General features: G+C 68.6%; 27 protein-coding genes and 2 pseudogenes. 13 read left to right on the top strand and 16 right to left on the bottom strand.

All coding sequences use genetic code 11. The features are described 5' to 3' along the window. Positions 1-28 precede the first annotated feature (28 nt). Genes argF through argC form a run of 5 tightly spaced genes read right to left on the bottom strand, consistent with a single transcriptional unit; the run spans position 29 to position 5,361 of the window. A complete protein-coding gene (gene argF / locus IU459_RS21025; protein ID WP_195131250.1) occupies positions 29-973 on the bottom strand; it encodes an ornithine carbamoyltransferase in 945 nt (314 codons plus the stop codon). Beyond that, complete coding sequence (locus tag IU459_RS21020) at positions 970-2,172, bottom strand: acetylornithine transaminase (protein WP_195131249.1); 1,203 nt, start codon at positions 2,170-2,172, stop codon at positions 970-972. Before IU459_RS21020 ends, argF begins: the two co-directional genes overlap by 4 nt. Next, positions 2,169-3,092, bottom strand: coding sequence for an acetylglutamate kinase (gene argB / locus IU459_RS21015; RefSeq protein ID WP_195131248.1), 924 nt, complete (start codon positions 3,090-3,092; stop codon positions 2,169-2,171). Before argB ends, IU459_RS21020 begins: the two co-directional genes overlap by 4 nt. Further along, positions 3,089-4,306, bottom strand: coding sequence for a bifunctional glutamate N-acetyltransferase/amino-acid acetyltransferase ArgJ (gene argJ, locus IU459_RS21010; RefSeq protein ID WP_195131247.1), 1,218 nt, complete (start codon positions 4,304-4,306; stop codon positions 3,089-3,091). The genes argB and argJ overlap by 4 nt, the downstream gene beginning before the upstream one ends. Continuing rightward, complete coding sequence (argC, locus tag IU459_RS21005) at positions 4,303-5,361, bottom strand: N-acetyl-gamma-glutamyl-phosphate reductase (RefSeq protein WP_195131246.1); 1,059 nt, start codon at positions 5,359-5,361, stop codon at positions 4,303-4,305. Before argC ends, argJ begins: the two co-directional genes overlap by 4 nt. Before the next feature lie 134 nt (positions 5,362-5,495). Between argC and IU459_RS21000 the strand changes: the two genes are divergently transcribed. The 4 genes from IU459_RS21000 (at position 5,496) to IU459_RS20985 (ending at position 8,618) form a co-directional block, all read left to right on the top strand. After that, positions 5,496-6,308, top strand: a complete 813-nt coding sequence (locus IU459_RS21000) for an isocitrate lyase/PEP mutase family protein (protein WP_228838232.1) — start codon at positions 5,496-5,498, stop codon at positions 6,306-6,308. Positions 6,309-6,439: 131 nt separating this feature from the next. Then, complete coding sequence (locus IU459_RS20995; RefSeq protein ID WP_195131245.1) at positions 6,440-7,024, top strand: dihydrofolate reductase family protein; 585 nt, start codon at positions 6,440-6,442, stop codon at positions 7,022-7,024. A gap of 13 nt (positions 7,025-7,037) precedes the next feature. Next, on the top strand, positions 7,038-7,379 hold the full coding sequence (locus IU459_RS20990; protein WP_195131244.1) for a YciI family protein: 342 nt from the start codon (positions 7,038-7,040) through the stop codon (positions 7,377-7,379). Further along, on the top strand, positions 7,380-8,618 hold the full coding sequence (locus IU459_RS20985; protein ID WP_195131243.1) for an RNA polymerase sigma factor: 1,239 nt from the start codon (positions 7,380-7,382) through the stop codon (positions 8,616-8,618). Between the two features lie 7 nt (positions 8,619-8,625). Here IU459_RS20985 and IU459_RS20980 read toward each other — a convergent pair whose 3' ends face one another. Further along, complete coding sequence (locus IU459_RS20980; protein ID WP_195131242.1) at positions 8,626-9,117, bottom strand: pyridoxamine 5'-phosphate oxidase family protein; 492 nt, start codon at positions 9,115-9,117, stop codon at positions 8,626-8,628. A gap of 63 nt (positions 9,118-9,180) precedes the next feature. Between IU459_RS20980 and IU459_RS20975 the strand changes: the two genes are divergently transcribed. The 3 genes from IU459_RS20975 to IU459_RS39740 all read left to right on the top strand — a co-directional run bounded on the left by IU459_RS20975 (position 9,181) and on the right by IU459_RS39740 (position 11,630). Next, the gene (locus IU459_RS20975) at positions 9,181-10,152 is read left to right on the top strand and encodes a helix-turn-helix transcriptional regulator (protein WP_195131241.1); all 972 of its coding nucleotides are present in this window, start codon (positions 9,181-9,183) and stop codon (positions 10,150-10,152) included. Between the two features lie 74 nt (positions 10,153-10,226). Beyond that, entirely contained in the window at positions 10,227-11,192 is a 966-nt protein-coding gene (locus IU459_RS20970; RefSeq protein WP_195131240.1) for a helix-turn-helix transcriptional regulator, read from the top strand. Next, positions 11,193-11,630, top strand: a complete 438-nt coding sequence (locus IU459_RS39740; RefSeq protein WP_324198962.1) for a DUF6545 domain-containing protein — start codon at positions 11,193-11,195, stop codon at positions 11,628-11,630. It begins immediately after the preceding gene. Here IU459_RS39740 and IU459_RS20965 read toward each other — a convergent pair. Next, complete coding sequence (locus IU459_RS20965) at positions 11,607-12,704, bottom strand: FAD-dependent monooxygenase (protein WP_195131294.1); 1,098 nt, start codon at positions 12,702-12,704, stop codon at positions 11,607-11,609. The two genes, IU459_RS39740 and IU459_RS20965, sit on opposite strands and share 24 nt — an antisense overlap. Positions 12,705-12,816: 112 nt before the next feature. Between IU459_RS20965 and IU459_RS20960 the strand changes: the two genes are divergently transcribed. Continuing rightward, positions 12,817-13,377, top strand: a complete 561-nt coding sequence (locus IU459_RS20960) for a TetR/AcrR family transcriptional regulator (protein ID WP_195131239.1) — start codon at positions 12,817-12,819, stop codon at positions 13,375-13,377. Between the two features lie 23 nt (positions 13,378-13,400). Here IU459_RS20960 and IU459_RS20955 read toward each other — a convergent pair whose 3' ends face one another. The 3 genes from IU459_RS20955 to IU459_RS20945 all read right to left on the bottom strand — a co-directional run bounded on the left by IU459_RS20955 (position 13,401) and on the right by IU459_RS20945 (position 14,621). After that, positions 13,401-13,898 carry a hypothetical protein gene (locus tag IU459_RS20955; RefSeq protein WP_195131238.1) on the bottom strand — a complete coding sequence of 166 codons (498 nt, stop codon included), beginning with the start codon at positions 13,896-13,898 and terminating at the stop codon, positions 13,401-13,403. A gap of 95 nt (positions 13,899-13,993) precedes the next feature. Then, entirely contained in the window at positions 13,994-14,362 is a 369-nt protein-coding gene (locus IU459_RS20950) for a hypothetical protein (protein WP_195131237.1), read from the bottom strand. Between the two features lie 13 nt (positions 14,363-14,375). Further along, on the bottom strand, positions 14,376-14,621 hold the full coding sequence (locus IU459_RS20945) for a hypothetical protein (RefSeq protein ID WP_195131236.1): 246 nt from the start codon (positions 14,619-14,621) through the stop codon (positions 14,376-14,378). A gap of 158 nt (positions 14,622-14,779) precedes the next feature. On the opposite strand from IU459_RS20945, the gene IU459_RS20940 reads away from it, so the two are divergent. The 3 genes from IU459_RS20940 (at position 14,780) to IU459_RS20930 (ending at position 17,770) form a co-directional block, all read left to right on the top strand. Next, positions 14,780-15,685, top strand: coding sequence for a helix-turn-helix domain-containing protein (locus IU459_RS20940; protein ID WP_195131235.1), 906 nt, complete (start codon positions 14,780-14,782; stop codon positions 15,683-15,685). Continuing rightward, positions 15,675-15,887 carry a DUF397 domain-containing protein gene (locus tag IU459_RS20935; protein WP_195131234.1) on the top strand — a complete coding sequence of 71 codons (213 nt, stop codon included), beginning with the start codon at positions 15,675-15,677 and terminating at the stop codon, positions 15,885-15,887. Before IU459_RS20940 ends, IU459_RS20935 begins: the two co-directional genes overlap by 11 nt. 404 nt (positions 15,888-16,291) lie before the next feature. Further along, entirely contained in the window at positions 16,292-17,770 is a 1,479-nt protein-coding gene (locus IU459_RS20930) for an HNH endonuclease signature motif containing protein (RefSeq protein ID WP_195131233.1), read from the top strand. A gap of 60 nt (positions 17,771-17,830) precedes the next feature. On the opposite strand, the gene IU459_RS20925 is transcribed toward IU459_RS20930, so the two are convergent. After that, the gene (locus tag IU459_RS20925; protein ID WP_195131232.1) at positions 17,831-18,145 is read right to left on the bottom strand and encodes a hypothetical protein; all 315 of its coding nucleotides are present in this window, start codon (positions 18,143-18,145) and stop codon (positions 17,831-17,833) included. Here IU459_RS20925 and IU459_RS40135 point away from each other — a divergent pair. Beyond that, a pseudogene (locus IU459_RS40135) lies at positions 18,144-18,362 on the top strand (hypothetical protein); the annotation flags it as partial. The gene IU459_RS20925 and the pseudogene IU459_RS40135 overlap by 2 nt on opposite strands. Positions 18,363-18,456: 94 nt before the next feature. Further along, positions 18,457-18,525: pseudogene (locus tag IU459_RS40130) on the top strand (hypothetical protein); the annotation flags it as partial. A 93-nt stretch (positions 18,526-18,618) separates the two neighbouring features. Here the strand turns inward: IU459_RS40130 and IU459_RS39735 are convergent. From IU459_RS39735 to IU459_RS20900, 5 genes are all read right to left on the bottom strand, one after another. Further along, the gene (locus IU459_RS39735) at positions 18,619-19,014 is read right to left on the bottom strand and encodes a hypothetical protein (protein ID WP_324198961.1); all 396 of its coding nucleotides are present in this window, start codon (positions 19,012-19,014) and stop codon (positions 18,619-18,621) included. A 19-nt stretch (positions 19,015-19,033) separates the two neighbouring features. Beyond that, on the bottom strand, positions 19,034-19,918 hold the full coding sequence (locus IU459_RS39730) for a hypothetical protein (protein WP_324198960.1): 885 nt from the start codon (positions 19,916-19,918) through the stop codon (positions 19,034-19,036). 468 nt (positions 19,919-20,386) lie between these two features. Continuing rightward, on the bottom strand, positions 20,387-23,158 hold the full coding sequence (gene ppc / locus IU459_RS20910; RefSeq protein WP_195131231.1) for a phosphoenolpyruvate carboxylase: 2,772 nt from the start codon (positions 23,156-23,158) through the stop codon (positions 20,387-20,389). A 63-nt stretch (positions 23,159-23,221) separates the two neighbouring features. After that, positions 23,222-23,641, bottom strand: coding sequence for a VOC family protein (locus IU459_RS20905; protein ID WP_195131230.1), 420 nt, complete (start codon positions 23,639-23,641; stop codon positions 23,222-23,224). 255 nt (positions 23,642-23,896) lie between these two features. Further along, positions 23,897-24,454, bottom strand: coding sequence for a GTP-binding protein (locus IU459_RS20900; RefSeq protein ID WP_195131229.1), 558 nt, complete (start codon positions 24,452-24,454; stop codon positions 23,897-23,899). Positions 24,455-24,469: the final 15 nt, after the last annotated feature.

The following is a 24,469-nucleotide window of genomic DNA, read 5'->3' as shown; positions in this document are numbered from 1 at the left end:
CCGATGTCGATGCTTCGGCCGCCTGCGTTCACGCCCTGCCCCCGTATCGTCGTTCCAGCAACCAGACCAGCAGCGCCTTCTGTGCGTGCAGCCGGTTCTCCGCCTCGTCCCAGACGACGCTGTGCGGCCCGTCCAGCACCTCGTCGGTGACCTCTTCCCCACGATGCGCGGGAAGGCAGTGCAGCACGACGGCATCCGGCTTGGCGTGGGCCAGCAGGTCGGCGTTGAGCTGGAACGGCCGGAACGGTCCGACCCGGTCCTTGCCGTCGTTTTCCTGTCCCATGGAGGTCCAGGTGTCGGTGACCAGCGCGTCGGCGCCCCATGCGGCGGCGATCGGATCGCCGGTCAGCGTGACGGTGGCTCCGGTCTCGGCGGCCCGCTTGCGCGCGGCCTCCACGATCCAGGGCAGCGGCTCGAATCCGGCCGGCGCGGCAATGGTCACGTTCAGGCCCGCCGTGACGCCGCCGAGCAGCAGCGAGTGCGCCATGTTGTTGGCGCCGTCGCCGAAGTAGGCGAGTTCGCGCCCGGTCAGGTCGCCCTTGTGCTCGGCCAGCGTCTGCAGATCCGCGAGCACCTGGCACGGATGGAACTCGTCGGACAGCGCGTTGACCACCGGAACCGTCGCGGTGGCGGCCATCTCGTCGAGCCGGGACTGCTCGAAGGTGCGCCATACGATCGCGTCCACATAGCGCGAGAGGACCCGGCCGGTGTCGCCGAGCGTCTCCTCCCGGCCCAGCTGGGTGTCGCGGCCGTCGACGACCACCGCGTGCCCCCCGAGCTGGGCGATGCCCATCTCGAAGGAGAACCTGGTCCGGGTGGAGTTCTTCTCGAAGATCACGCCGACGCCACGCGGGCCTGCCAGTGGTTGCCGCGCGAACGGCTCCCTCTTGAGTTCCGCCGCGAGCGCGAGGATTTCGGCTTGCTCGGCCGGGCTGACGTCGTCGTCACGCAGGAAGTGCCGCACGGAGGTCATCGCGCCGCAGCTCCTTTCGCGTCGGCGATGGCGCCGTCGAGGATATCCGGCAGATCGGCGACGAAATTGTCCGCCTGCGTCTCGGTGAGCACCAGCGGCGGCGCGAGGCGGATCACGTCGGGCTTGGCCGGGTTGACGAGATACCCCGCCGCCCGCGCCCGCGCCTCGACCAGCGCCGACACCGTGTCGGTGAGCACGATGCCCAGCAGCAGGCCCGCGCCGCGCACGTGGTCGACCAGCGGATGCTCCAGCAGCTCGATGCCGTCGCTGAGCCGTTTGCCGACCGACTCCACGTGCGAGAGCAAGTCGGTTTCATCGATCGTGCGCAGCACCGCGAGCGCGGCCGCGGCGCACACCGGGTTGCCGCCGAAAGTGGTGCCGTGCAGGCCCGGCGTCAGCAATTCGGCCGCGCGTCCGTTGGCCAGCACCGCCCCGATGGGCAATCCGCCACCGAGCCCCTTGGCCAGGGTGATCACATCCGGCACGATGCCGACGGCCTGGTGCGCGTAGAACTTTCCGGTACGGCCGATGCCGGTCTGCACCTCGTCGAGCACGAGCAGCGCCCCGTTGCGCGCGGTGATCTCGCGCGCCTTGGCCAAGTAGTCGAACGGCGGCACCACCACGCCGCTCTCCCCCATGATCGGCTCCAGGAACACCGCGGCGGTGTCCTCGTCGACCGCGGCGTCCAGCGCCGCCGCGTCGCCGTAGGGCACGTGCACGACGCCGGGCGGCATCGGCTCGAACGGCGTCCGCTTGGACGGCTGGCCGGTGAGCGCGAGCGCGCCCATGGTGCGGCCGTGGAAGGCCTCCTCGCACGCGACGATCTTGTGCCGCCCGGTCAATCGCGCGATCTTGAACGCCGCCTCGACCGCCTCGGTGCCGGAGTTGCAGAAGAACGCCCGGCCCTCGCCGTCGCCGAAGTGCGCGAGCAACCGCTCAGCCAGCTCGACGACCGGCTCGCTGGCGTACAGATTCGAGACGTGCCCCAGCGTGCCGAGCTGCTGGGTGACCGCTGCCAGGATCGCCGGGTGCGCGTGGCCGAGGCTGTTGACCGCGATGCCGCCGAGGAAGTCGACGTAGCGGTTGCCGTCCGCGTCGTACACCACGGCACCCGCCCCGCGCACCAGCGCGACCTGGGGCGTGCCGTAGTTGTTCATCAGCGCGGCAGACCACCGCTTCTGCAGTTCAGCTGTGCTCATTGTTTCGTTCCGTCCGGCGAGCCCGGCCCGTCGAGGGCAGGCGTCACCATCGTTCCGATTCCTTCTCCGGTGAACAGTTCCAGCAACACCGCGTGCGGGACCCGTCCGTCGATCACATGCGCGGACGGCACCCCCGCTCGCACGGCGCGCAGGCAGGCTTCCATCTTGGGCACCATGCCCGCATCGAGCCGCGGGAGCAACTCGGCCAGCGCGGCCGTGTCGATGCGCGTGGTGAGCGACGACCGGTCCGGCCAGTTCGTGTACAGACCCTCGACGTCGGTGAGCACCACCAGTTTCTCGGCGCCGATGCCTTCGGCGAGTGCCGCCGCGGCGGTGTCGGCGTTGATGTTGTGCACCACGCCGTCGGCGTCCGGAGCGATGGTCGACACCACCGGGATGCGACCGGCGCCGATGAGGTCGAGCACGGCGTCCGGATTGACTTCGGTGACGTCGCCGACCAGGCCGATGTCGGTCGGTTCGCCGTCCACCTCGACGGTGCGGCGGGTGGCGGTGAACAGCCCGGCGTCCTCGCCGGAGGTGCCCACCGCGTACGGGCCGTGCGCGTTGATCAAGCCGACCAGCTCGCGGCCCACCTGACCGAACAGCACCATCCGCACCACGTCCATCACCTCGGGTGTGGTCACCCGGAAACCGCCGCGGAATTCGCCGTTCAGCCCCAGCTTCTTCAGCATCGCGCTGATCTGCGGGCCGCCGCCGTGCACCACCACCGGGTGCACACCGACCGTGCGCAGGAACGCCATGTCGGCGGCGAAGGCCCGCTTGAGGTTCTCGTCGATCATGGCGTTGCCGCCGTATTTGACGACGACGATCTTGTCCCGGAACTTCTGCAACCACGGCAGGGCGTCGGCCAGAACGTGCGCTTTGTCCAGCGCGGAAAGCGTGTGCAACACCTCACTCATGAGCTGTAGGCCGAATTCTCTTCGACGTAACCGTGCGAAAGGTCGGTGGTGCGGATGGTCGCCGTCGCGGAGCCGGCGTTCAGGTCGATCAGCACCTCGATGTCGGCGCCGGACAGGTCCACCTCGCGAGCGCCCGGCGCGCCGGCGCCGTCCACGCACACCGGATTTCCGTTGAACGACACGGAGATGCGGTTCGGATCGAGCGTCACCGGCGCCATGCCGACCGCGGCCAGCACCCGGCCCCAGTTCGGGTCGGAGCCGAACAGCGCCGTCTTGACCAGGCTGTCGCGGGCCACGGTGCGGGCCGCGGCCAGCGCTTCGTCCTCGGTCGCCGCTCCGGCGACGGTGACCAGCACCCGCTTGGTGACGCCCTCGGCGTCGGCCATCAGCTGGGCGGCCAGGTCGTCGCAGACCGCGAGCACGGCGGCGTCGAGTTCCTCCTGGCTGGGGGTCACCTCGCTGGCGCCGTTGGCGAGCAGCAGCACGGTGTCGTTGGTGGAGCAGGAGCCGTCGACGTCGAGCCGGTCGAAGGTGCGCGCGGTGGCGTTGCGCAGGGCCTGGTCGAGCTGGTCGGCGGTGACCGCGGCGTCGGTGGTGAGCACCACCAGCATGGTCGCCAGCGACGGGGCCAGCATGCCCGCGCCCTTGGCCATGCCGCCGACGTTCCACTTGTCGCGGTGATGGAACGCCGCCTCCTTGGGCACCGTGTCGGTGGTCATGATGGCCCAGGCGGCGTCCGAGCCGCCGGACAGGCCGCCACCCATCTCGTGCACGATCTCCGTAACGGCGGGGATCAGCTTGTCCATCGGGAGCCGGTCGCCGATCAGCCCGGTCGAGCAGACCGCGATCTCCCCCGCGCCGGTCTCGGTGCCCCAGTTGCTCAGCGCTGCCGCGAGCTCCTCGGCGGTCTTGTGCGTGTCCTGGAATCCGCCGGGGCCGGTACAAGCGTTGGCGCCGCCGGAGTTCAGGATCACCGCGCGCAGCCGCTTGCCGGTCAGCACCTGCTGTGACCACAGCACCGGCGCAGCCTTCACCTTGTTGCGGGTGAATACGCCCGCTGCCGGGTATTCCGGGCCTTCGTTGAACACCAGCGCCAGATCCGGCTTGCCGCTGGCCTTGATCCCCGCGGCGATACCCGCCGCGCGGAAGCCGAGCGGGGCGGTCACGCCCTGGGTCCGGACCAGCTTGCCGCTAGCGGTGTCGGTTGTCGTCACGGTGCCACTCCTACGGTGGAAAGTCCTTCGGTCTCGTCGAATCCGAGTGCGAGGTTCATCGATTGCACCGCCGCGCCCGCGGTGCCCTTGGTCAAGTTGTCGATCGCTCCGATCACCACGAGCAGACCGGCGTCGGCGTCCACCGCCACCTGCAGGGTGACGGCGTTGGAGCCCAGCACCGAACCGGTCTGCGGGAGCACGCCTTCCGGCAAGAGGTGCACGAAAGGCTCGTCGGCGTAAGCTTTTTCGTAGACGGCGCGCGCCTGTGCGACGTCGACGCGGGTCGGCGCGGTGCAGGTGGCGAGGATGCCGCGTGGCATCGGCGCGAGCACCGGAGTGAACGACACCGCGACATCCGTACCGCCCGCCGCCGCCAGGTTCTGCGCGATCTCCGGTGTGTGCCGGTGCGCGCCCGCGATGCCGTAGGCCCGCGCCGAGCCCATCACTTCGGAGCCCAGCAGCGCCACGTCCAGCTTGCGGCCCGCCCCCGACGTGCCGCTCACCGCGACCACGTGCACTGCGGGCTCCACGATGCCCGCGGCCACCGCGGGGGCCAGCGCGAGGCTGGCGACGGTCGGGTAGCAGCCAGGGACCGCGATGCGCGTCGCGCCGCGCAGCTTCTCCCGGCCGCCGGGCAGTTCGGGCAGACCGTAGGGCCAGCTGCCCGCGTGCGGGCTGCCGTAGTATTTCTCCCATGCCCCCGGGTCGGTGAGCCGGAAGTCGGCGCCGCAGTCGATGATCACCGTGGATTCGGGCAGCTCGGCCGCGATGGCGGCCGACTGCCCATGGGGCAGCCCGAGGAAGACCACATCGTGTCCGGCCAGTTCGGCGGCCGTGGTCGGCGCCAGCACCCGATCGGCCAGCGGAAGCAGATGCGGCTGCAACTCCCCCAGCGCGGTTCCGGCGTTCGAGCCCGCGGTCAGCGCCCCGATGACGAGGCGCCCGGTTCGGTAGGCCGGATGACCCAGCAGCAGACGCAACACTTCACCGCCCGCGTACCCGCTGGCACCGGCTACCGCGACCCGGATGACGGGTCCGCCCGAGGAATCAACCATGTGATGATTATGCATGATTGTGCAAGCTCATTCACAGCCTGGGTTGCCCGGCTCGGTCACGGGCAGGGTGATACCCGGCCTGCAATTACGCAAACCGCGGCGGTACCGAAACGTCCCATGGCTACCGTCACTGCATGACTTCGCCTTCCGCGCCCGCCCCGACCCCGATGACCAAGTTCCAGATCTTTCGCGGTCTGCACTACCGGGACCAGCCACTGGTGCTGCCGAACGCCTGGGATTTCGCTTCGGCCGCGCTGCTGGCCACCGAGGGATTCCCGGCCATCGGCACCACCAGTCTCGGGGTGGCCGCAGCTGCCGGGCTCGCCGACGGGGTGGGCGTCACCAAGACGGAAACGCTCGCCATCGCCCAGCGGCTGGCGCGGCTGGCGGTGCCGGTGACCGTCGACATCGAGGGCGGATTCGACGAAAGCCCCAGCGCAGTGGCCGATTTCGTCGAGCAACTCGCGGCGTGCGGGATCGCGGGCGTGAACCTCGAAGACGGGCGCGCGGGATCCGCACTGGCCGCGCCCGACCACCAAGCCGAGCTGATTTCCGCGATCAAGGACCGCACGCCGGAGGTGTTCGTCAACGCCCGCGTCGACACCCACTGGCTGAGCCTCGATCATGACTCCACACACGACCGCGTGCGCCGCTACACCGCGGCGGGAGCCGACGGCATCTTCGTTCCCGGCCTGACCGACCGAGCAGGCATCGAGGGGATCGTCACGACGACCGAGCTCCCGGTGAACATCCTGTACGCGGCCACCGGCCCCACCATCGCGACGCTGGCCCAACTCGGCGTACGCCGGGTCAGCACCGGCTCCCTGCTCTACCGCGCGGCACTGTCAGCCGCCGTGGACGTCGCACGAGCTGTGCTGCACGACATACCCGTGCCCTCCGGCATCGTGACCTATCCCGACATCCAGCGCCTCCTGCCCGCTCAGTGAAAAGGGCCCGTTTTCTCCCGCTCCGGAACGATCGTCAGGCGAAGAAAATGCGCGGCCGCTGTCGATCTGCCCCGAGTCCGTTCGTGTAGATGACGAGGCCGGTGCCGACCGGCCACACGTAAGGAGCGGACATGGGCAAGATCATCGCGGTTGAGCACCTGACCCTGGACGGCGTCATGCAGGCCCCGGGTCGTGCCGACGAGGACACCAGGGACGGATTCGCATATGGCGGCTGGGCGCACCGATACGACGATCCGGTACAGGCCGAGGTTATGGGCAGACATATGTCCGCCCATCGCGGCGCGCTGCTGTTCGGCAGACGCACCTACGAAGATTTCGCCGGATACTGGCCGCGTCAGGTCGGGAATCCGATCACCGAGGTGCTGGACAAGACCGAGAAATTCGTCGCGTCCCGCACCGCGCAGGGGCCGCTGGCCTGGCAGAACTCGACATGGCTCACCGGCGATGCGGTGACCGCGGTCCCCGAACTGCTGCGACGGCGGCCGGACCGGAACCTGGTGGTGCTCGGCAGCGGCGATCTGCTGCACTCGCTGATGCGGCACGATCTGGTCGACGAGTACCTTTTGCTGATCCATCCATTGGTGATCGGTTCCGGACGCCGTCTGTTCGACGGCGTGGACCTGGGCGATCTGCAGTTCGCCGATGCCGTACCGACCAGCACCGGCGTCATCATCGCCAGCTACGGGCGCAGATGAGGAGGACGACCCGATGAAGCAGTATCTGCTCAGCATCTACCAGCCCGATGGGGAGAGCGTCCCGGACGATCTCGATGAGATCATGCGCGAACTCGGAAAGCTGAACGACGAAATGCGGGCAGCGGGCGCGTGGGTGTTCGCCGCCGGTCTGCACGCACCCGGGACCGCCACCGTGCTGCACGCCAAGGACGGTGACATGCTCGTCACCGACGGCCCCTATGTCGAGGGCAAGGAGCACATCGGCGGATTCACCGTCATCCGTGCCGCCGATCTCGATGATGCGATGGAGTGGGCGCGCAAGCTGACCACCGTCCTCACCTTGCCCGTCGAGGTCCGGCCGATCCAGGACGAGTAGATGGGCGAACCTGTGACCGGCTCGGTGATCGAGGCGGTGTTCACCGAGCACTACGGTCGCGCGGTGGCGAGCCTGATCCGCGTCTTCGGTGACATCGGCGTCGCCGAGGACGCGGTGCAGGACGCGTTCACCGCGGCGGTCCAGCGCTGGCCCGCCGACGGCCTCCCGCCGAGCCCGCCGGGCTGGATCCTCACCACCGCGCGCAACCGCGCCATCGACCGCCTGCGCCGGGAAGCGTCCCGCGCCGACCGGCACGCGCAGGCCGCACTGCTGCACGCCGAGAACGAGCCCGACGAGGTGGCGGGAACGCTGCGCGACGACCGCCTCCGGTTGATCTTCACCTGCTGCCATCCCGCGCTGGCGGTGCCCGCTCAGGTGGTGCTGACGCTGCGGCTGCTCGGCGGCCTGAGCACCGCGGAGATCGCCCGCGCCTTCTTGACCTCGGAACCCACCATGGCGCAGCGGCTGGTCCGTGCGAAGGGCAAGATCCGCGACGCCCGCATTCCCTACCGGGTGCCCGCGGACGCGGATCTGCCCGCTCGGCTGCGCGCTGTGCTCGCCGTCGTCTACTTGATCTTCACCGAAGGACACACCGCAACTTCCGGTGTGCACCTGGTCCGCGCCGGCTTGTGCGCCGAGGCGATCCGCCTCGGGCGCCTGCTGAACGAGCTCATGCCGGACGAACCGGAGGTCGCCGGTTTGCTGGCACTGATGCTGCTGAGTGAGTCCCGTCGCGCCGCCCGCACCGGCGCCGACGGGTCGCTGATGCCGCTGCGGGAGCAGGACCGCAGCCTGTGGGACCGCGATCTGATCGCCGAAGGGCACGCCCTGGTCCGGCAGTGCCTGCGCCGCAATCAGCCGGGACCGTATCAATTGCAGGCGGCGATCAACGCCGTGCACACCGACGCACCCGTCGCCGCGGCCACCGATTGGACCCAGATACTGCGCCTCTACGACCAGCTCGCCGCGCTCACGCCGACCCCGATCGTCGCCCTCAATCGTGCGGTTGCGGTCGCCGAAGTAGACGGTCCCGCAACGGCATTGGAACTGCTCGACACCCTCGACCTGGCCGGTTACCACCTCTTTCACGCCATTCGCGCCGACCTGCTGGCCCGGCTGGGACGCACCACCGACGCCGCCGCTGCCTATGACGCCGCGATCACCCGCACCGAGAACACCGCCGAACGAGAATTCCTCCTCCGCCGCAAAGCAGAGTTGGGCGGCAGGGAGTCGCGGTAGCCGCGACTCAGCGCTTCTGGACCACGCGCTCGCCCTCGCCGGGCTTCCAGATGGTGATGTCGAGATGGTCGTCGGCGACCTCTACGGTCGAGGCGCCGGTGAGGTCGGCGACGTAGAAATGGTCGAATTCCTGGCCGCGGATGTCGAAACCGCTTTCGTCGAACAACTGCTGGGCGAAGCGGGCGTGCACGGCCCGGTCGGGCAGGTCGACGACGGCGCCGAAGAGTTTGGCGTCGCCGTCGGAGACGTTCGTGTCGACGGTGGCGGTGTGCAGGCAGAAGCGCGGGTCACGGGCCAGGTCACGGAACTTGGCCGTCCCCGGCATGCCCGCGATGACGAGGAAATCCTCGAAGATGCGCGGCTCGACCGGGCTGATCCGCGGGGATCCGTCGGAACGGAGCGTGCCGAGCATGCAGAGGTTGCCCGCGGCACGGTGCCTGCGCAGGAAGATCTCGGCGACATGCGGCGCTTCTTCGGTGAATCGGCTCCAAGTGGTCATGGGCACGACGGTACGGCGAATACTTGTCATCTTCTGTCAGGTTTTCCGGCTAGTCTCGCAGGCATGCGGGCGAGTCGACTGGTGCAGCTGTTGTTACTGCTGCAGACACGCGGCCGGTTGACGGCGCCTGAGCTGGCCAGGGAGCTGGAGGTTTCGGTACGCACCGTGTATCGCGATATCGATGCGCTTTCGGCGGCGGGTGTCCCGGTGTACAGCGAGCCGGGCCGGGCAGGCGGCGTGCGGCTGGTCGACGGCTACCGAACCCGGCTGACCGGACTCACCACCGAGGAGGCCGACGCGGTACTGCTGACCGGGTTGCCCGGAGCCGCCGCCGATCTGGGGCTCGGCACGGTGCTGGCCACCGCGCAGCTGAAGGTGCTCGCCGCACTGCCGCCCGAACTGCGCGGGCGCGCGACGCGCATCGCCGAGCGGGTGCACGTGGACGCGCCGGGCTGGTTCCACCGGCCGGACGAGACGCCGACGCTCGCGACTGTCGCCGACGCGCTCTGGCACGACCGGAGGCTGCGCGTGCGGTACGGACGCAAGGACAAGGTGGTCGAACGCGAGCTCGACCCGCTGGGCCTGGTACTCAAAGCGGGCACCTGGTACCTGGTGGCCCGCGACGGGTCGGCGCTGCGTTCCTATCGCGTGAGCCGCATCCTCGCCGCCGAACCGACCGGCGAAACCTTCGTCCGCCCGGCGGAATTCGACTTGCGGGCACACTGGGCCGACGCCGCCGACGATTTCGCGCGCTCGATGCTGCGCGTGCGGGCGCGGTGCCGGATCGCGGCAAGCCACCTACGGCTGCTGCGGCTGATGAACGATCCGGCGGCGGTCGCGGAGGCGCTGGCCTCCGCGGGACCACCCGATGCCGAAGGATGGGTGGAGGTGGTGGTGCCCTCTGAGTCCTACGAGGTGCTCGCGACGGGCATTCTTCCGCTCGGTGAGTTCGTCGAAGTGCTGGAACCGCCGCAGCTGCGCGCGCGGCTCGCGGCGACAGCCGCCGCGATGCACGCGCGCTACTCCGGCGCGTAGGCCACCCCGGCGCCCGTCCGAGAGACCGGTCGGCGGCTGAGCCGGACGGTGTTGCTTCCGGCATTCTGGACGACATGTTGGAAACGTCGGCCCGCCTGCTCAAACTGCTGGCCCTGCTGCAGACGCACCGCGACTGGACCGGCGCCGAACTGGCCGAACGGCTCGGCGTCACCGGACGAACCGTCCGCCGCGACATCGACCGGTTGCGCGAACTCGGCTACCCGGTCCACGCGACCCAAGGCACGGCCGGTTACCGGCTCGGCGCGGGCGCCGCGCTACCGCCCCTGCTGCTCGACGACGACGAAGCAGTGGCGGTGGCGGTCGGCCTGCGCAGCGCCTCCGGCACCGTGACCGGCCTCGAGGAAGCGTCGCTGCGCGCCTTGACCAAGCTGGAGCAGGTGCTGCCACCCCGGTTGCGGCACCGCGTCCGCACGCTGCGCGGCGCCACGCTGCGCGTTGCCGCGCCCGCTGTACAGGTCCACCCCGATACCCTCATGGCCATCGCCGAGTCCTGTCAGCGACACGAACGCTTGCGATTCGACTACCGCTCGCACACCGGGACGCCCAGCCTGCGCACCGCCGAGCCGCACACGCTCGTGCACTTCAGTAGGCACTGGTACCTGGTCGCCTGGGACGTCGACCGCGCCGACTGGCGCACCTTCCGGGTGGACCGGATCACCCCGCGGATTCCCACCGGCCCCCGCTTCACACCGCGGGAGCCGCCGGAAGGCGATGTCGCGTCGTACCTTTCCATGCGGCTGTCGCTCCATTCGTGGCCGCATCAAGCGACCGTGCTCCTGCACCGCTCCGCCGAGGACGCCGCCGACCGCTTGTGGCCGGGGATGGGCGCCGTGGAGGCCGTCGACGACCACAACTGCCGCCTGTATGTCGGCGCCGAGTCACCGGAGCAACTGGTGTGGATGATCACCTCGGTGGACCTCGACTTCACCTTGCTCGCCGGTCCGCAGGAACTCGTCGATGCCCTCCGCGCCCAAGCCGCCCGCTGCGGCCATGCCCTCCGCGACTTCGTTGCGCCCTAGGTGTACTGCCTCGCGAGACTTCTGCTTCGCCTGGATCGGGACTCGCGTGCGCTGCGCCGTCTGTACCCGGTGTGGCGGGACCTGACCGCGGCAACGCCTGGGGTCGTTTTGACCTTGCGCCCCGGCGACCGTCGCGATCTTCGACTGCCGAACGCCTTCACCGCCGCCGGGTGGAGATTCTGGACGCGGCGGCGACCATCGTCGGCCGATGGGCGGCGCCACTGCCAGAACACCTCGATCAGCTGGTCGAGGACAGCGACGTGCCCGAATACGATCGGGCGGCGTTGCAGTGTGCGGGAGCTTGCCGCTGCCTCGTCGCGGCTGGTCGCGAAAGGAGGAGCACACCGGGCCGGGGATCCGCCACTGAGCCACTATCACGTGCCAGAGTTGCAAACGCTTGTGCGGTTCTGGCAGCTAGCAGGTCCAATCCAGCACTGATCCCAGCGATCTGAGCTGTACCGACGAGGGGATCGCGCGTACCAGGGTGTCGCGGATAGCGACCACAGGCGCGAACGAGAGTTGTGCCGCCGCGCCGAAGCGACGGGAGCGGTCGGCGATCATCCGTGTGCGCGGCCTGCGCGCCCGGTCGTAGCGGGTGAGATCTTCGTCGGCGGCCGCCCTGGCCAGCACCACCGCGTCCTCCAGCGCCTGGCAGGCACCCTGTCCGAGGGTGGGCATCATCGCGTGCGCCGCGTCGCCGACCAGCGCGACGCGCCCTGCCACATAGGTTTTCAGTGCGGGCAGATCGTAGAGGTCGTGCTGCAGCAGGTCGGACTCGTTCGCCGCCGCGAGCAGGCCGGGGATCGGCTCATGCCACCCACCGAATCGGTCATGCAGCTCGGCCAGCCCGCCGCCCGGGGCGCCCTCGGGCATATTCGCCGTCGCGAAGCAGTAGACCCGGCCGTCAGCGATCGCGCCGTAGCCGAAACGCTCGCCGCGGCCCAAGGTTTCGCCCATGCCGACGATCGGCTCATGCGGCGTGACGACGACCCGCCACGCGGTATAGCCGCCATAGCGCGGCCGCACCTCCCCGCAGACCGCGCGGCGCACAACGCTGCGGATGCCGTCGGCGCCGACGACGATGTCGCCGCTGGACGTTCCGGCCGAGTGCCGCACCGTGCCATCGACTGCGGCTTCGGTCACCGTGACGCCGGTGCGCACCGCGTCCGCGGGGATCGCCGAGCGCAGGATGTGCACCAGGTCGGCGCGGTGCATCATGATCGGGCTGCCGTAGCGCGCCCGGATCGCCTCGGCGTCCATCCGCGTCAGCCAGCGGCCCGCTGGATCCCGGATGCCCGCCGTCCCTCCCTCGACGGCACGTTCGCGGACCCGATCGCCGAGACCGAGCGCGTCGAGGGCGCGAAGCGCGTTGGGCCACAGGGACAGTCCAGCGCCGACGGCGGTGATCTCGGTGGCCCGTTCGAGCACTTCGACATCCCACCCCTGCCGGAGGAAGGCCACAGCGGCCGCCAGACCGCCGATGCCACCGCCCACGACGACCGCCTCCGACATGGCTTCCCCTTTCTCCTGCCCGCGCCGCGGGCCGCTCACCTCGACGGTACTACTAATGTAGTGCGAGGCGCGGCGGCTGTAACCAGCATCACTACCGATGTAGTATTACGGTGTGTCCACCAAGCGCGAACTCGTTCTGGACGCGGCGATCGAGCTGCTCGGGTCCCGCGGCACCCGTGCGCTCACCCATCGGGCGGTCGACGAGGTCGCCGGCATGCCCGCCGGGTCGGCATCCAACTACTTCCGCACCCGCGAGGCGCTGCTGACCGGCATCGCCGAGCGGCTCGAAGCACGCGACTACGCGGACTGGGAAGCGCTCAGCCGCAGGCCCGTACCGAGCACGATCGATGAACTCGTCGACGGCATGGCCGCCTTCGTGGTCCACGCGGCGCGCACCGACCGGATACGAACGCTGGCCCGCTATGCCCTGTTCCTGGAAGCGCAGACCATGCCCGCGCTGCGCGAGAGCGTGCGGCGCGGACACCGCCGACTGACCGGCTGGGCCGCCACCCTGCTGGCCGGAGTCGGCGGCGACGAGGCGGCGACGCGGATTCTCGTCGCCCAGTTCGACGGAATCATCCTGCACCAGTTGGCGAATCCGGCGCCCGACTTCGATCCACGCCCCGCGCTGGACCGGTTGGTGCGTGCGCTGATCGGCGGCGCGGCAAGCTGACGGAACCTCTCAGGTCGGTACAGCTAGTCGTCGTCGTTCAGCAGACCCAGCTCGCGTTCGGCGTGCAGTAGGGCCAGCGCATCGATCCCGCGGTGCAGGATCTCGTCCACGCCGACGTCCTCGGCTCGCGGACGCAGGTAGATCAACGCGTCGAGGGCCGCTTGACTACCGGCGACACGTAATGCCTCGTCACGGCTGACCGGCCCGTCGCCGCAGTCCTGGCGGATCACGAAGGCGTACAGGATGCGCCGGACGTCTTGCTGCAGTTCGGTCGCCTTCAGGTACCGATTGATTTCGGCGGCGGCGTCGGCGTGGGACCCCTCCGATTCGGTGACGGTTGCCGTGTAGGTGTAGTTCTCGTCGGACCGAGTCCAGCGTGCGCCGGTGAGATGGACCGTCTCGAAACCTACATCGGAGAGCCGCTCGGCAATCTGGAACGGATCGTCGGATAGTAGGTAACCGGGTGTGTGCTCAGCGAGTCCAGCGCGTTGCGGATATGCCTCCCAGACGACCTTGGTCACCCACCTAACCTAGCCGACAATTGCCTTGAGCACCTGGAGAATCCGAGCAGAAAGGCTGTGACGACCGGACTGCTGGGAGGGGCTGGCGAGAGGCCTCATACGTCGGGGGGCATCGCGGAAGTGCGGTTGCCCGGCACGTAATCGTCGGCGTTCCGGGTCTGGGTTTCGCGGCGCGGGTAGGCAAGAGGCAGAACAACATCCCAATACGCGGATTTCACCGCGTCCCACAGCTGCCAATGCTTGGGGAACCACTCACGCACAAGGGCGAGGTCAGGGCGTGCGCCGTCTTCGCCGAAGTACACGACTCCGGCCGCGCCGTTGGGGATATCCACCGTCGTTCCGTCCAGACGCATCCGGTAGGCAAGGGTCCGACTGCGGTAATCGGTGAACGACTCCATCTCGATGCGTCGGCCGGTCATCCGCCACCTGGCCTCGCCGTGCCCGGTCGAAGTGATGTGCAACATGTTCGCCGGCTCCCTAGGAGTACCGGCCATGGGCCGTGAGCGTGTCCCGGCCTCGCCTGGTGATCTGGTAGCCGCTGGGACCGATCCAGCCGCCCGCGACGATCAGACCTCGCAACCGAAGACGCATCACCGCGTGGCGAACCTGCCAACCGGTAAGCCCGGCCGTCTTCATGAGCGAAGCGACAGAAAGGATTCCGCCGGGCTTCAGCGCCGACAGCACCGCGGCCTGCGCCCTGCTGAGTCGAATGGTCTTAGCCATGCGGAGAAGATGCGTCAACTACCCAGCCGGGGCGCGGGAATACGACGACCTCGGCAAACCCGCCGGAATCGCCTGATGGAGTTGTGCGATGGCGCCTACGATCGGCGCATTCTGAATCAAGCGGTAACCGCGGAACGCAACGATTGGGGGAGCATCGGATGACCGACGAAGGCGAACCGGAGGACTCGGGCAGCACCCTGCTGCGCAGGCAGCTCGGCCGGTTCTTGAGAGAAGCGCGCGAGGGAGCGGGGCTGACCACGGAGCGGGCCGCCGCGATCATGGAGTGGCACAAGTCCACCCTCAACCGCCTGGAACGTGGGCTGACCGAAAAAGTCAGAGTCCGTGACGTTGTGGCGCTGTGTGAGATATACGGGCTCGATGAAGACCAAACGGACGTCGCCAGAGGCCTCGCCGAGCAGACGCCAGCGAAGTCGTGGTGGCACGCCTATGGCGATCTGATCCCGGCATGGTTCAACCTGTATGTCGGATTGGAAACCGCTGCAAAGGAGTTGGCGGTATTCCAGCCGTTGCTGATACCTGGACTACTGCAATCCGCCGACTACGCACGGGCAATTGACCGACGCTACTTCCCGGAAGACACCGAGGAAGAACTGGAGCGCCGTGTGCGACTTCGGCATCAGCGACGACACATCCTGACTCGGTCGCGCCAGCCGACGACGGCGTCATTCGTACTTCACGAGTCCGTGCTACGAACCGTTGTCGGCAACCCGGGCGTGATGGCCACGCAGTTGCGGCATGTAGCGGACGCTGGCACTCTCGCCAATGTGGAGGTCCGAATACTGCCCTTCCATGTCGGGCTTCCGCTGGGCATAGCCCTGCCGCCGTTCACCATCCTGGACTTCGCCCCCGGCGGGCGGGGCAAACCGGGAGAGCCGCCCCTGGTCTACTGCGAGAGCTTCACCGGAAGCGCCTACCTTGAAGGACGAACGGATGTAATGAGATGTCGCCAGGCCTTCGCAACGCTTCAGCAAGCAAGCCTGGACACCCGGCCCAGCCGGGATCTTTTACGTGAGATAGCAAGGGAGTTCGGCCGTGATCGTTGATCTAACCGGGGCGCGGTGGTTCAAGTCGAGCCACAGCGGAGGGGGAGCCGACTGCGTAGAAGTCGCTTTCCTCGCAGGCGGTGCGGTCGGCATCCGTGACAGTAAGAATTCCACCGGCCCCGTACTGGTGTTCACCCCGAGCGACTGGAATGCCTTCACCGCAGGCGTGATGAATGGGGAGTTCGATCGCCCCACTACCTGACCACTCCCGATTTCTCGGACGGCTCTGCACTGGCGTCGCGCCCAGTGCAGAGCCTTCTTCATTTCTCCGCCACCGGACCGACTGACGGACCAGCGACCACATCCGACACCAGCGGCCTGCGTTGTCCAGATTCCGGTCTCGAAACCCGAGCCTTCGGTATCCAGTCGTTGACTGCCTGACGATTGAGGAATCGCGCGTCGCAGAAATCTGCCTGCTGATCCATGCGCCGACTATCCGCACCGGACATCGGTCACATGGTCCGTCAGTTGCGGACGATCACCCCTCAATCGCATCTCGGACAGACGCGCCGATGAGTCGAATCCCCGTGCGAGACAGAAGGAAAAGTGCAGATCAGACAAGGCTTTCTATTGCCTGAGCTGAGCCGTTTCGCCTAGGATTCGAACATGAGTTCGGGTGAGGAGAAATCGTTGTCGCCAGCGGTGGTGCCGCTGGCGGACGCGGTCGCGGGTCTGCTCGAGCTGCCGCTGACCAGATTGTCCGATGACGAGGTTGTCGATCTGCTGCGCGGTATCGAGGCCTGCGCCCGCAGGTTGGCGGCAGTGTCGCATCGGTTGCTGGTAGAGGTGGAAGAGCGGTCGATCCCGGCTCGTGCCGGGGCACGCACCAGCAAACGGTTTCTGATGGAAACCCTGCGGTTGTCGGCCGCCGACGCGGGCAGCCGGGTCGCGGCGGTGCGGGACCTCGGCGTCTGGCACACCATGGACGGCGCCGACACCGCACCGCTCCTGCCGCATACCGCCGCGGCGCAGGCTGCGGGCGAAATCTCGGCCGATCATGCACGCGGGATCGCGGCGGTGATGAAACGGGTACCTCGCGGCATCGACGACGCCGATCGCGAAGCGGCCGAACAGATCCTGGCCGAATTCGCCCGCTCCGGATCCCCGGACGACCTCAGCAAGGTCGGCGACCGCATCCTCGCCCATCTCGACCCCGACGGGCGGCTAACCGACGACGGGGATCGCAAAAGGATGCGCGGCATAACCCTCGGGCGTCAACGCGCGGACGGCATGACCCCGATCCACGGGGAGATCACCCCGCTGCTGCGGGCACTGCTGGATCCGATCCTGGCCAAGTTCGCCCGTCCCGGCATCAACAACCCCGAAGACCCTGACAGCCCCACCGGCCTGGACGGGCCGATCGACCCCCACGCCCTGGCCGACGCCGCGCAGCGTGATCACCGCTCGACCGCCCAACGCAACCACGACGCCCTGGTGGCGGTGCTGGAACCTGAGCTGGCCTTGGATCGATTGGGCAATCACCGCGGGTTGCCGGTGTCGGCGATTCTGACCATGAGCATTGACGATGTCGAAAAGAGGTCGGGGGTGGCGACCACTGCCTCCGGCGGCAGCATCCCCATCGGCGAGGCATTGAAACTAGCCGAACAAGCGCACCTGTTCTTGGCCGTGTTCGACCACCGCGGGCTACCTTTGCATTTGGGCCGCGCCAAGCGGCTGGCCACCCCGGCGCAACGGCTGGCGTTGATCGCCGCCCTACGCGGCTGCTCCCGCCCTGGCTGCGATGCGCCCGCCACTCTGTCCGCCGTACACCACATCACCGACTACGCCAAGGGCGGCGCTACCGACATCGGCAACGAAACCTTGGCTTGCGATCACTGCCACTCGCTGGTCCACGACGGACCCGGCGGCTGGAAAACCGTCACCCTCGGCAACGATTCACGGTTCCCGGGGCGATCAGGATGGATCGCGCCACCCCACATCGACCCCGACCAGATCCCACGCGTGAACCACCGCCACCACAGCGGCGAACTACTCGCCGAAACCATCACCCGCATCCACGAACAACACGAACAACACCGCCGACAACTGCGGCAACCCCCGCAACCCGGCAACACTGCCGCCTGATGGGAGGTAGCGGAGTAAGCCGCTGGCATAGGACACGCACCTGCGCCCCAGACGGACCAGCTATCCGCCGAGGGGAAGCCGCGACGAAGGTGTTGCGAGGCGCCGAGTCGTCACAGGATCCCGCGCAGGCACTAGGTAGTCGCCGCGCCAGATCCTCGGCAATGGTGAAGGTGCAGGCGGTGTCTCGATCACCCCCCAGACGATCGCGGTCGGGCAGCAGACCCCGGACAGGTCGGCGAGCTGCGGTCGCAGCCGCACGCTGTAACCGGCGAAATAGTCCGCGTACCGTTCGCGGCCGGAACGGGTATCCAGCCATCCGACGTAGCGGTCGAGCAGGGCGGCGTCGAAAGCACCTTGCCGAACATAGCGTTTCATGGCGCGGCGATGGATCTCGCCGAGCGGGGAGGAACTCGCGCACGACGTCGACCTCGTTCTCGACACCGTCGGTGGTCGCGACAGCAATCGCTTCCTGCGCACGATCCAGCGTGGCGGCGCCCTGTACCCGGTGTTCTCCGGCGATTACGACGACGAAGAGACCGCGAGGCTGGGCGTCACCGTCTCGGGCACCCAGGTCCGCTCGAACGGCGCGCAGCTCGCCGAACTGGGACGCCTGCTCGACGCGGGCACCGTCCGCGTCGCGATAGACAGCCACATTTCCACTCGCGGAGGCCCGAGCGGCACATCAACGCGCCGAACGCGGCCACATCCAAGGCAAGATCGTGCTCACGGTCGCTCGAGAACGAGCCGTTTCGTAGCCACGTACACGTGGGTATACCAACACGGTCGCGAGATCGACTGGCTAGCAACTGATGTGCTCGCTCGATCACGTGCACTCCTCGGCCGCACCGTCAGAAGAATGTGTGCAGTAGGTCGACTACACGCGGCGTCGGGGCGTCGGCGTCATCGATCACCGGGATGAGCCGCCACTTGTCGAAGGCAGTGCACGGATGAGAGAGGCCGAGTCGCACGACCGCGCCGATCGGCAATTCCGTTGCGGCGGATCCTGGTAGGCGCAAGAAGGTGTGCTGGTCGTTCAGTGCCGACACCATGGCGTCGGGGTCCAGTGGAATGCTTTTCGGTCCGGCGATGCGCTGCGGAATCGGGAACCCCTCATCGAATGGCAGATCGCGCTTTCCCGCATCCAGCAGGGCGAGCCCGGGCTCCGGGCGGGAGAGCGTGCGCGCCCAGCCATGCATCGCGGAGCGCAACGACCGCTCGCTGCGGGGTGCCGCCAAGGGCGACATGGCCGCGTAGAAGCCGTCGTCATGGATGACGTACGCCCCGGAGCGCAGGACTACCGTGGTCGCGACGCCACGTGTGCCCTGCTCGTCGGCGAGCGGGGCGAGGTATTCGACCGCCAGCTCCGGATAGGCACTGCCGCCCGCGGTGATGATCGCCGACCCCGGATACCGCCCGCCAGCGGCGAGTTCGTGATGCAGGCGGGCGAGTTCCGCGAGATAGTCGCGCGCGAATGCCATTCGGGGTGCGGTAGTGTGCGAGCGCGCCCTCGTAACCGCCGACCCCGGCCAGCGTCAGCCGGGACGCCCGGTCGATCGCGCGCGCGACGGCATGCGCTTGCTCGACTGTCCGTGCTCCGGTCCGGCCGCGTGGCCCGCCGAGCTCGACGAGGACCCGGACGCGCTCCGATCCCGGCGCGGTGCGCAGGTGCTCGTCCATCAGCGCGACCGTCTCGACACTGTCGGCCCAGCAGGCGAACTCGAAACCGGGGTCGTTCGCCAATTCCGTGGCCAGCCAGTGCAATCCGACCGGATCGACCAGCGCGTTGGCCAGCAGGATGCGGGCGACGCCGAAGGATCGCGCCACCTGCGTCTGCCAGATGGTGGCCAAGGTTATTCCCCATGAGCCGGCGGCCAGCTGATCGGCCCACAGCTGCGGGGCCATGGTGGTCTTACCGTGCGGCGCGAGCCGCACGCCCGCCGCGCGCACCCAGTCGGCCATCACCGCGATGTTCGTCGCGACCGCCGCGCGGTCGACGGTGAGCACCGGCGTCTCCAGCTGATCGAGAGTCGGTGCCGTGGCGAGGAACTCCCGCACGGTGCGGCCCCAAGAAGTCGGCGGCATGCCCTTGTGCTCAGGACCTATGACCCGGTCCTCGAGTGCCGCGACGGCTGTTTGATCGATCGGCACGGCGCTCTCCTTCCCGGCCTGGTCCGACCGGCATCTCTTCTTCAACTACCCGGCAGTACGGCATGCCGCGCCCTCGTGGAGTGACGCCGGCGAGGCGAACACGGCACTGACGGAGATCGTCGCCAGGTGCCGGGCCTCTTATGAGGGACTGTGTCACCAACGCATCGGCTATCCGGACCGACCGCGTAATCCCCGGATGGCGCAAGGGCTGTTCGGTCGATAGGCACGGATCTTCTCGGCCCACGTCCGGCAGCGTTCCTCTTCAACAGCTCGAGAGCGTCGAGGCGGTGCCCACAGAGTTCCCGCGCGGCGCACCCAGGAAGTCGCCGGTATGCCCTCGCGCGCGAGACCCTCGTGTGATCCCCGCGGGCCGCGACAGCCGCTTCATCGATCGACAGCTCGTCCCGAGCCGTCCGAACTCCACTGCTTCTCAGCGCATGTCTGCCCCAGCGAATCGGCACCAGCCGGTCAGCCCGAGTTACGCAGGGCAGTGGCCAGGCCGTTCATGGTCAGCAGGATGCCGCGCTTGACCAATTCCGAGTCATCCCCCGCGCGCAGGCGGCGCAGCAGCTCCACCTGCATCTGGTTCAGCGGTTCCAGGTAGGGGAAGCGGTTGTGGATGGACTCGGCCAGCGAGGGATTGTCGGCCAGCAGGTGGTCGTTGCCGGTGATCGCCGCGTGCATGCGGATGGTCCTGGCGTGCTCGTCGCGGATCATGCCGAAGATCTGCTCCCGCAGCGCCACGTCGTCGACGAGTTCGGCGTAGCGGGCGGCGATGTCCAGATCGGTCTTGGCCATCACCTGGGCCAGATTGGACAGCACCGTCCGGAAGAACGGCCAGCGGCGGTACAGATCCGCCAGCGTCGCAAGACGCTCCGGGTCGCCGCCGATCCACTCCTCCAACGCGGTGCCGGTGCCGTACCAGCCGGGCAGCATCACCCGCGCCTGGCTCCATGACATCACCCACGGGATGGCACGCAGGTCGGCGACCGAGCTGGTCGGCTTGCGCGATGCGGGCCTGCTGCCGATGTTCAGGTCGCCGACCTCCGCGACGGGCGTGGACTGGCGGAAATACTCTACGAAGCCAGGGGTTTCGTGCACCAGACGCGCATACGCCGCACGGGCGCGCGCCGCCAGGTCGTCCATGATCCCGTAGGACGGCTCCGCGTCGGGCCCGAGGCCTTCCACGTCCAGCAGGGTCGACTCCAGCGTGCCCGCGATCAGCGACTCCAGATTGCGATGCGCCGCACCGGGTTCGGCGTACTTCGCGGCGATCACCTCACCCTGCTCGGTGAGCCGCAGCGAGCCGCGCACCGCACCCGCGGGCTGGGCGAGGATCGCGTCGTAACTGCGTCCGCCGCCGCGGCCCACCGTGCCGCCGCGCCCGTGGAACAGCCGCAACCTGATTCCGGTCTTGCGGGCCACCTCCACCAGGTCCAGTTCGGCCCGGTACAACGCCCAGTTGGCGGCGAGGTATCCGCCGTCCTTGTTGGAGTCGGAGTAGCCGAGCATCACTTCCTGGCGCATCCCCTGTGCCGCCACCAGCTCGCGATACACCGGAACCTCCAGCGCCGCGGACAGGGTGGCCGCCCCGGCTCCGAGGTCCTCGATGGTCTCGAACAGCGGCACGATGCCCACCGGGCAGCTCGGCGGCACGCCGGGCTCCCCCGGATCGAGCAGTCCGCCCTCCTTGAGCAGCAGAGCGGCTTCCAGCAGGTCGCTGACCGACGTGCACATGCTGATGATGTAGTTCGGCACCGCCTCGGCGCCGAGGGTTTCCACCACTTCCCGTGCGGCGCGGACGATGCCGAGTTCCTTCGCGGCCAACTCGCTCAGCCGCGCGTGCGGGCCGAGCAGCGGACGGCGGGTGCTCAGCTCGGCCGTGAGCAGCTCCACCCGCCGCGCCTCCGGCAGGCTCGCGTAGTCGGGGTGCACCCCCGCCCAGGCCAGCAGTTCCGCGACCACCTGCTCATGCACTTCGGAGTTCTGCCGCATGTCCAGGCCTTGCAGGTGGAAGCCGAACGTCTCCAGGGCGTAGCGCAGCGCGGCGAGTCGGTCGTCGGCGAGCAGGTCGTCACCGCTGCCACGCAGCGAGGCGTCCACGGCGTCGAGGTCGTCCAGCACCGCCTGGGGTGTCGAGTAGGGGCGCGCCCCGGCATCCAGGCCGTTCGGGGGAACCTCCCCGAGCGCCGCCTGCGCCGTGGCGGTCAGGCGAGCGCGAATATGATGCAGCGCACGGCGATACGGCTCGTCGGCGTGCGTGGCGGGATCGGGATATCCGGTCTCGGCGAGCGCGGCCACCTCGGGCGTCACCGCTACGAGCCGGGCCGACAGCGACAGCGTCTTCTCCAACTCGACCAGCTCGTGCAGATAGCGCTCGAAGGCGACCCCCGCGGCGCGGTAGGCGGCCTGACGCACGACATCGGCGGTGACGTAGGGATTTCCGTCCCGGTCGCCGCCGATCCACGAGCCGGGCCGCAGCATCGGGCGCGGCAGCAGCTCAACACCGGGCCAGCGTGAACGCAGCGCGGCGCGCACCTCGGCGTTGATCGCCGGGATCACGTCGAACAGGGTGAGGTCGTAATAGCGCAATCCCACCGAGATCTCGTCCTGGATGCGCAAACGGGCCAACCGGATCAGCGCGGTGCGCCACAGGCTGAGCACCTGGCGGCGAATCTGCGACTCGAGATCGGCGCGCTCGCGTTCGTTCTCGGCATAGCGCTGGCGCCGCCGCATCAACTCGGTGATCCGGGCCTGCGCGTCGAAGACGGTGCGGCGGCGGGTCTCCGTCGGGTGCGCGGTGATCACCGGCGAGACCAGCGCGTCGGCCAGCAGATCGGCGACCCGCCGTCCGTCCAGCGCCGCCGCGTCCAGCTTGCGGTAGGTCGCCGCCAGCGAGGAATCCTGCGGCGGCTCCCCGGCCGCCTCGTGCGCGGCGCGGCGACGGTCGCGCTGGATGTCCTCGGCCAAGTTGGCCAGCAGCACGAAATAGCTGAACGCGCGGATGAGCGGGAGAGCCACCGCGATGTCGACACCGTGCAGCATCTCCGCGACGGCGCTGCGACCGACCTCCTCACGGCGCACCCGGAACGCCTCGATGCGCACCCGTTCGATGAGGTCGAAGACCTCCGGTCCCTCGTGGCCGCGGATGGTGTCGCCGAGCACGCCACCGAGGAACCGGATGTCGTCACGCAGCGGCCGGATGGCGTCCTGTGGGGTGTCGATCGTAGGTTCGCCCATGATCAGACAGTATTGTCCGGTCTGCGAATGTGTGCGACGCGGGCCACACCGGGCCCGCCCGGCTCAGCCCTGCAGTTCGGAAAAGCGCAGGTGGTTGCCCCACGGGTCGCGGAATCCGCAGTCACGAACCCCGTACGGCTGCGAGATGGGCTCCTGCGTCACCTCGACCCCGGCATCGCGCAGCCGGGCGAAGGTCGCGTCCACGTCGTCGGTGACGAAGATCAGGGTGCCCTGCGCGCCACTGGCCAGACGCTCCCGCGCCGCCGCGCGCGCCGCGTCGTCCGGCACCATCTCGGGGGTCTCCAGGATGAACTCGATCCCCGGCTGCTTCGCCGGACCGACGGTCACCCAGCGCCCGCCGGCGAACGGCAGATCCGCGCGCACCTCGAGGCCGATCACGTCGCGGTAGAACTCCAGGGCCTTCTCCTGGTCTGCGACCAGCACGCCGATGTGGGACAGGGCGAGGTCTTTGCCGTTGCTCATGACTCTGTGCTTTCTGCTCGTTGGGCTTGCACCACTACAGACGACGGGCGCGCGGCGAATTCATCGGCGGATGCTTCGTTCGTCCGGTGACCGCGGTGCGTTGCGTCGGCCAGTCTGCCGCAATTCGGCCGACCCCAGGATGCCGGACTCGTGGTCGACATCCCAGCCGTCCGTAGCGACCGGTGAACCCCGGCCGAGGTGGTGGCTGAGGCCACAGACCAGCGACCGAGCGCGCGGCAGCGCTCCTCCTGCCGCTCAGGCGGGGAGGTCGACCGTGCGGTGCAGGAGCACCTGCTCGAGCAACGACACCAGCACGTCCTTGACCGAATCGCGTTGCCTCGCATCGCACTCCAGCACCGGAACCCAATGCTCCAGTTCGAGCGCCTCACGGACCTCGTCGAGGTCGAAGTGGGTGCTGCCCTCGAAGCGGTTGACCGCGACGACGAACGGCGTGCCGCGTTCCTCGAAGTAGTCCAGTACCGGATAGCAGTCGTCGACGCGGGTGGTGTCCACCACGATCACCGCGCCGAGCGCGCCGTCGACCAGGTCGTCCCAGAGGAAGACGAATCGGTCCTGTCCCGGTGTGCCGAACAGGTACAGAATCAGCGAACCGTCGAGGGTGATGCGGCCGAAGTCCAGGGCGACCGTGGTCTGCGTCTTGTCCGCGCGGTGTCCCGGATCGTCCACGCCGACGGCCATCTCGGTCATCGCCGCCTCCGTCACCAGCGGCTCGATTTCGGAGATGGCCGCGATGAATGTCGTCTTCCCGACGCCGAATCCGCCGCTGACCACGATTTTCACCGACGACGGCATGGCAGGCGTTCGTAT

This window comes from Nocardia amamiensis, from assembly GCF_015477605.1.
In the GTDB taxonomy this organism is placed as follows: Bacteria; Actinomycetota; Actinomycetes; order Mycobacteriales; family Mycobacteriaceae; genus Nocardia; species Nocardia amamiensis_A.
Note: the sequence above shows the minus strand (reverse complement) of the source record. Positions and strands in the feature narration are given on the sequence as shown.